Below are 6,873 nucleotides of genomic sequence, written 5' to 3'. Positions count from 1 at the left end.
TGATCGGATTGTTCGATTACGACAACGACAACGACAACGATGCCCGGTGCGTGAGAAGGTCCGGTCGCTGTAGGGTACGCATCGCGTACCCGGCCCCAGAGGTTGCCGCGGCTCGGTGGGTACGCGATGCGTACCCTACGGGATCGGCGTCAACACATCAGTTCTGATCGCACCCGCGACAACCCGCGCAATCCGCCGGTGCTTGTCGTAAGGTATGCAGGGCCCAAACGAACGCGCGAGGTATCCCCGATGGAAGACACACTGCAACGCCTGCTGGCCGCCGAGCTGCAGGCGGAGAAGATCGCGAGTCTGGCCGAAGAGGAGCAGGACCGCATCATCCAGACGGCGCTCACGGACGCCAAGGCGGAGAACGAGCGCTTCACCGGGCGCCTCCCGGAACTGCACCGCTCCTTCGTCGCCAAGGCGCAGGAGCGCGCCGAGCAGAACATCGCCGAACTGCGCCGCCGCTACGACGAGCGCCATGTGCAGTTGCGCGACCAGGCCGAGCAGCGCGAGGAGCAGGCCCTGGAGGCCGCCTTCGCGATCCTGATCGACCCGCACCGCTGATGAGCAACGCCGCCGACCAGGCCTATCTGAACACCCGCGTGTCGGTGATGGCGACGCGCCTGTTCGATCCGGACACCATCGGGCAACTGTCCCAACTGCAGCTGCCGGAACTGGCCGCACGCTTCGGACTGGCGGCGCTGCTCGACGAGCAGCAGAGCGCCCGGGTGCGCGGTCGCGCGATCGAACAGTCCCTGATCCAGGTGCTGCTCGCCGAGTTGCAGGTCCTGGTGCGGCCCATGAGCGCGCCCGCGCGCGCCATCGTGGTCGCCTGGGGGCGCAAATATGCCCTGTTCAATCTCAAGACCCTGATCCGCGGCAAGCTCTATGACCTGGACCAGCAGGCAATCCGCGACAGCCTGTTCGAGCTGCCGGCCATCATCGCCCTGCCCGACGAGGAGATGCTGCGCGCCGAGAATGTCCTGGAACTGCTGCGCCAACTCGAGGCCGGGCCCTTGCGCCTGATCGCCCGCCAGGCGCGCGAGGTCTACGAGCAGCGGCGCGACCCCTTCGCCCTGGAGGCCGCCATCGATCAGCGCTATTACACCCGGCTCGCGCGCGGCCTCCTGCAGTTCCACGACGCCGACCTGCACCCCCTGCAACAGTTGATCGGCGCCGAACTGGACCGGGTGGCCCTGCTGTGGCTGCTGCGCTTTCGCTTTTCCTACCAGCTCTCACCCTCCGAGACCTTCTACCAGCTGGTGCCGTCGATGCGCCTGCTGCACCGCGAGCGGCTCCTGGCACTGGTCAACATCGAGACCTTCGCCGGGGTGCTGGCGGCCCTGCCGCCGCCGCTCGACACCCTGCAGGCCGACTGCACCACGGTCATCGACGTGCAGCGGCGCATGAGCCGCTACCGGGCGCACGAGGCGCGGCGGCTGCTGCACCAGAGCCAATCCGGGGTGGCGCGCGCCCTGGCCTACCTGATGCTGCGCGAGATGGATCTCTTTTTCCTGTTCGCCCTGGTCCAGGGACGGCTCCTGAACCTCTCCGCGGAGGTGGTGGACATCGCCCTGGAGGTCGCCGAACCGACCTGTCCCTGGGCGGGGGCCGCGGCGACCTGAACGCTAAGTAACGAGTCAAGAACAAGTTAAACACAATCGTTGTCGTTGTCGTTGTCGTTGTCGTAATCGGAGAAGCGATGCATTTTGGGGTGCGAGAGAATCCAGGGCGTTACGATTTCGATTGCGACTACGACAACGACAACGACAACGGTGCTAAGAGCATTCCCTAATGGACTTGTTTGACTTATCAGTAAACCGTTCCTAAGGTGCCACGAGCGACTCGTCAGTTCATCAACATGCGAGGAGATAGCCATGCGGCCTCTGATCAAATTTGTCGCCCTTGCGCTGATCGGCAGCGTGGTTGCCGTCACCGGCGTCGCGCTGAAGGAAACGGTGATCCTTGACTCCCACACCCAGGTGCGTGTGACCCGCGCACCCGGGGATGGCCTCGACGAACTGGCGACGACGCGGGTGGTTTTTGGCCCGCCGCCGGCCCTGGCGGCCTGTGCGTCCTGGGACGTGGAAGAAAACTGTTGTCCGGCCGGCTGCGCCGCAAAGAATGGCAGCCAATGGGCGAAGGCCGATGACATCCTGCGCGGCTGCATGCGCGGCCTGGGTTGCAACGACAGTGACGTCAGCGGCGCCACGGTCTTCATGCGCTGCGATTGCGACAAAAAGCCGCCGCGATGACACCGATCTCTCCGGCGCCAAGCGACGCCCCGTATTAGTGATCCGCCAGGCATCCAGCCGCTTCGATGACTGACTGGTCTGCACCGCCTCGCGGGTGATATCCGTCGCGGCCGGGGGCCGCCCCTGCACCGTAGGAGCGGCCCCCCAGCCGCGACGGGTTGCCGCGGGGATGCGTAGCCGCAGTCATGATAAAGGCCGCGCCCGGCCTTGATCATCGTTCCGGGCAGCGACCACCTTTGGGAGTCCAAGGCTTCAGCCTTGGCCCTGTACATCCATGGCTGAAGCCTTGGACTCCGGCCCGGAGCGGCCGGAACGACGATCAAGGGCCATCACCGCGGGCGCGGGGAACACTTCGGATTTATAGCTGATGCCGTTGCCGGAGACGGTTCATCCCCGCGGGCGCGGGGAACACCCGAAAAGGGTCCCGAGATAGGCATCGATAACCGGTTCATCCCCGCGGGCGCGGGGAACACACATCCTGGCCGCCGGTTATGCCCCCGCGGTCGGCGGTTCATCCCCGTGGGCACGGGGAACACACACTGCTCACTTCTATCTGATTTAATTCGGAAATTTCGAGCAGGAAAAATATACCGAATGTGTTCGCATATCAATAGGGTCAGTTTCTGATTGTTAAGGAGCTTTTTTAGGGTTGTCCGGGGGCAGAAAGCTCACCAATCGCAGGCCGTCGAAGTCTACCGGAATCCGCCGGTTCGTGCCGATGGTTTCAAAATCGTACCCGGATTCCGTGTTGGTGTTCCAGGCCATGACGGCGTTGCCGTCCTCCACGCCTTCCGTGACCTGCTCCCAGATGAATTCCCGCAGGCGCTTGGACGGGTCGCCCAGGTAGACCCCGGCGCGGATCTCCAGCAGCCAGACCGCCAGGCGTCCGCGCAGCCGGGGCGGGACGTTTTCAGTAACGCTGACCAGCATCAGCGATGCGCTCGCCTTCAGGGCTTGAATCAGAGCGCGAAGACCAAGCCTCCGGGATAAGCGCCGCACCATTGCGCCAGCGCTCGACCACCGCTTGCTGATACCACTCCTCTTTGAAGTCCGCGTGTTCGGTCACGATGATTTGCAATCCCGGACTCAGCTCCGCTACCACGTCGCGCATCAGCTCGAACATGCGCAAGACGGCCAGACGGTCCTCGTCCGCCTTTGCATCAATGGCCCCTTCGATATCGCGCTCGGCAGGGAAATACACCTGCGACGGTTGATCAAGAAACAGGAACCGAGGAACCGGCCTTGCCTTTCTCACGAACCAGGAGTGCAGTGCCAAGTGTGCCATCAAATGGCAGCCGACCCAATTGGCGCCGCTCCCCATGCGGTCCATTGGAATCGGTCCGGAGTCCGTAGTATCGGCGACCAACTGCAATCGCCGCAGGTCGAGTCGAAACGGGTTTCCCCGGTGCTCAAGCTCAAGCCGGGTTGCCCACTCCGTCAGGTTGCGGGAAATGACCGAGAGGATGGAATCCAATCGCTCTTGAACCCCCTCGTCGCTCAGTTCGGTTTCGAGCCGTTTGACCTCTCGCTGAAGACGCGCGATCTCCGCCCTGAGCCCCGAAGAGTCCACAACCTGGGGGAGGGTTTCGAGAAACAAGCTGATCCGCCCAAGGGTATGCGCCCTCAAGGTGGCGGCATCGTGCGTTGTCGCCAGGGTCTCATCGACCCGTCGCACGGCCTCGCGCGCGGACCGATTCTCCTGCAAGACTCGCCGGGTTTCTGAGATTCTGCCCTCCTGCTCGACGACCAATGCCTCCAGACCGGGGGTGTGGCGCACCACTCGCTCCAAGCGCCCGGATGCCCGTCGTAGCTCGGCACTGAGTTCCTCGAACGCGGGCACGCGCTCGCCGATCGCCTGATCGCAGAGCGGGCATCGGGATTCGCCGTGGGGTGCCAAGAGCTGCAAACTGGCGAGTCGCGATACCTGCTGCTGCACCTCGCCCGCGAACCCGCTCTCGTCGGCGACGAGCGCTTTCATGGCGCCAAGGTCATCCGTCTCGCGCTGGAGCCGCCGACGCAGCCGCCCGTAGTCCTCGTTGAGTCGTTCAAGCTCTGCGTGCCCGGGGCTCTGCTCGGCGCGGGCGAGTTGCTCCACTGGGGACGCGCTCGCCGCGCTTGTCAGCGCATCGACCGCCGCCGCCCAGGACTGGGGCGACTCGTCCGGTGGAAGGATGCCGACATCCCGAGCTTCGGCCAACAGTGCAGCCGCCCCGCCGACGCCCTCACCTGCGACGGCCTGCGCCCGCCCGAGTGCTCGTTCTTGCTCCCGCAGTCGGCGGCGCAAGTCTTTGAGCCTCGCCTTCGCGGCGACATGGTCATCCTCGACCGCGCCGAGGAAGTAGGGCAGGCTATCCTTGATGCGTTGTGCCACCCAGTGGTTGCTCTGCTGATGAAACAGGAAGGCTGGCTGGCTGATCTCATTCTGCGGCTGAAACACGAAGGCCAGGGCATCGCGGAGCTTCGCGGTCAGCGGTTCCCGTGTCTGGCCTTCGGGCGGCTCGTGAAGGTTCAGCGCGATGCCGACTACGTTCGTCAATCGATCCACCACCGCGTCGATGTTGGTGGTGACCGCCAGATCCTTCGCCTCGGGGATCGGCACGGTCGACCCCAGGCTGTAATACGCGTCCGTGGTTGTGGCTCGCCCGGGGTCCGGAGCACGGCGCGCGACGAAGTGCTCGGCAGATCCGTCGGTCAGCCGGATTGCATACCAGGCAACCGTGTTTCGGATCTCTCCCTCGGGCACCGCGCAGACGGAACTGCCCAGGCAATAGTCCACAATGGCTATCAGGGCGGACTTACCGGTCTTTGAATCACCGGTGACGATGTTCAATGCCCCCGGCCGGAAGGGCAACACGCGGCGCTTGCCGCGCGTCGAATACAGGACGATATCGAGGAGTTGAATGCTCACGGCGTCATGCCCCACAGTGCCATCACAGTGCTGTACTCGCCTGAATGGGCGAACCATTTGCCGACAAACTCGGTCTTCTTCACACACTCGGCGACTTCCGCGGTCGCCTCCTTTAGAAACCCGGTCATGGCCCGCGGCCTGGACGCTGCCAGAATCCGGGGAGATGACATCTGGAGCAACTGCCCGTTGGTGCCGAACAGGATGCCTTCCTTGACCAGGGGGACCAATGCCAGTGCCCGTTCGGCGAAGCGGACCTGAACCTCAGGACGGTCCGCAAGCCATGCCGCGAGCGGAGTGCTCACCGTCCGCGGCAGATCTTGCCGGGTCGCCTTATGAAGTACCACGGGCAGTGCCACGAACAGCAGCGGGAACGGAACGCCGTTGCCGTCATCCTCGCCGTATCCTCTCGCACAGGCCCAAGTCAGGACCGCGAGGAATGCGGGGTTGAGAAGCCGCGCCTCCTCGACCGGGCGTTGCGACCATGGCCGGAGGCTCACCGGACCTTCCCGGGCTCAAGCACCTGCACAAGCCGATCCATGAATTCCGGATGCCATCCGACGCGCAGATCATCCGCCAGGATGTGAAAAGAGCCGCGCGTCATGCTCGGGTGGCGAACCTGCGGACGGATCGGGTACAGGCTGGTCTCGACCCAGGCGTATATGGCCTGGGCCGCAGCAGTCTTGGACGCCTCGGCAGCATCCTCCCCGAGTGCATCGACCGCGCGAGCGAACTGGAGATCCCATTCCTCTCGCAGCAATTGCTCGTAGCTGCTGAGCTCCCCGACCAGTAACAGGTCCTCCCGCAGCCACCGAGACCGCTGTGTGAAGGCACGGTAATAGTCGCGAATGGCCGCGAGGATGCGTCTAGGGCCGATGCCGGCCAACTCAGCCTGGCGGACAAAGACGGATTCCCGGTAGACCTCCGCGCTCGCCTCCATATCGAGGATGTCCTGGTCGACAGGCAGCGCGGCGCGATGAAATTGCTCCCGTAGGTCGTCGATCTGGGCCTCCAGGTCCGGGCTCAGGATCGGCGGCTTCGCAGCCTCTCTGAGCTGGTGCACCACGCACCGATACCACCATCCTTCAAGGCGACTCAGAAAGGGATCGAGATGCTCGCGGCGCACGATCAGCCGGGCCTCCGTCTTCAACTCGTCGCCGACGGCACCGATGTCCGGCGACCTGGTGAGGACCGTGACCGATGCGAGCAGCGCACGTCTGGCATCGGCCGAGAGTGCCGAGAAGCAACGGTAGGCTGGCTGATTCGTGTCGTTGACGGACGTGGCGGCCACCTGCTCCATGCGGTGAAGGGCAGCCTCTTCATCCCGCCCATCGGCGCCCAGCCAGACCGCCACTGACCCAGTAGCGGCGGGGCTGGTCGTCACCAGGACGAGTTGGGCGTCCCCCGGGATGCGGCCCGACTCGCGGCCTTCGATCCAGACCCGCAGGCTCTTCCACAGGTCGGGACTGGCGTTGGTGAGGTTCGCGGCGCGCCCGCAATGGTGCTTGAGTTGAAGCAGCTCCGGGGCAGTGCCGGAGGTCTCGAACACCACGTCGTCCAGCGTTTCGAGGTAAACGGCGAAGGTTTCGTCCCGGGCAAGACGCCGCAGCGCCAGTAGCAGCGCGAGGCGGGCTTGATAGAGGTAGCCCAGCGCCGAATCAGCGGCGGAGAAATCGGGCGGCGATCCCTGTTGCGACATTGGGATGCTCG

7 protein-coding genes are annotated in these 6,873 nt (G+C 64.5%); 3 read left to right on the top strand and 4 right to left on the bottom strand.

Annotated elements, in window-relative coordinates; all coding sequences use genetic code 11:
* Nucleotides 1–249: 249 nt before the first annotated feature.
* The 3 genes from QZY48_RS19450 to QZY48_RS19440 all read left to right on the top strand — a co-directional run bounded on the left by QZY48_RS19450 (nt 250) and on the right by QZY48_RS19440 (nt 2,258).
* Nucleotides 250–567, top strand: a complete 318-nt coding sequence (locus tag QZY48_RS19450) for an ATPase (RefSeq protein ID WP_295434289.1) — start codon at nt 250–252, stop codon at nt 565–567.
* Nucleotides 567–1,628 (top strand): V-type ATPase subunit, encoded by a 1,062-nt coding sequence (locus tag QZY48_RS19445; RefSeq protein WP_295434287.1) that lies wholly within the window; start codon nt 567–569, stop codon nt 1,626–1,628. Before QZY48_RS19450 ends, QZY48_RS19445 begins: the two co-directional genes overlap by 1 nt.
* Nucleotides 1,629–1,880: 252 nt before the next feature.
* A complete protein-coding gene (locus QZY48_RS19440; RefSeq protein WP_295434285.1) occupies nt 1,881–2,258 on the top strand; it encodes a hypothetical protein in 378 nt (125 codons plus the stop codon).
* A 630-nt stretch (nt 2,259–2,888) separates the two neighbouring features.
* Here QZY48_RS19440 and cas2e read toward each other — a convergent pair.
* From cas2e to QZY48_RS19420, 4 genes are read right to left on the bottom strand one after another with little or no spacing between them, the layout of a single operon-like run.
* Nucleotides 2,889–3,188: a type I-E CRISPR-associated endoribonuclease Cas2e gene (gene cas2e, locus QZY48_RS19435; protein ID WP_295434283.1), complete on the bottom strand. Its 300-nt coding sequence runs from the start codon at nt 3,186–3,188 to the stop codon at nt 2,889–2,891.
* The gene (locus tag QZY48_RS19430) at nt 3,169–5,166 is read right to left on the bottom strand and encodes a DUF3732 domain-containing protein (protein WP_295434281.1); all 1,998 of its coding nucleotides are present in this window, start codon (nt 5,164–5,166) and stop codon (nt 3,169–3,171) included. Before QZY48_RS19430 ends, cas2e begins: the two co-directional genes overlap by 20 nt.
* Complete coding sequence (locus QZY48_RS19425) at nt 5,163–5,663, bottom strand: three component ABC system middle component (protein ID WP_295434279.1); 501 nt, start codon at nt 5,661–5,663, stop codon at nt 5,163–5,165. The genes QZY48_RS19430 and QZY48_RS19425 overlap by 4 nt, the downstream gene beginning before the upstream one ends.
* Nucleotides 5,660–6,862 carry an ABC-three component system protein gene (locus QZY48_RS19420; RefSeq protein ID WP_295434278.1) on the bottom strand — a complete coding sequence of 401 codons (1,203 nt, stop codon included), beginning with the start codon at nt 6,860–6,862 and terminating at the stop codon, nt 5,660–5,662. Before QZY48_RS19420 ends, QZY48_RS19425 begins: the two co-directional genes overlap by 4 nt.
* Nucleotides 6,863–6,873 lie beyond the last annotated feature (11 nt).

This window comes from uncultured Thiodictyon sp. (genome assembly GCF_903828115.1).
Classification (GTDB): domain Bacteria; phylum Pseudomonadota; class Gammaproteobacteria; order Chromatiales; family Chromatiaceae; genus Thiodictyon.
The sequence above is the reverse complement of the archived record's forward strand: the minus strand, read 5'-3'. Positions and strand labels throughout refer to the sequence as shown.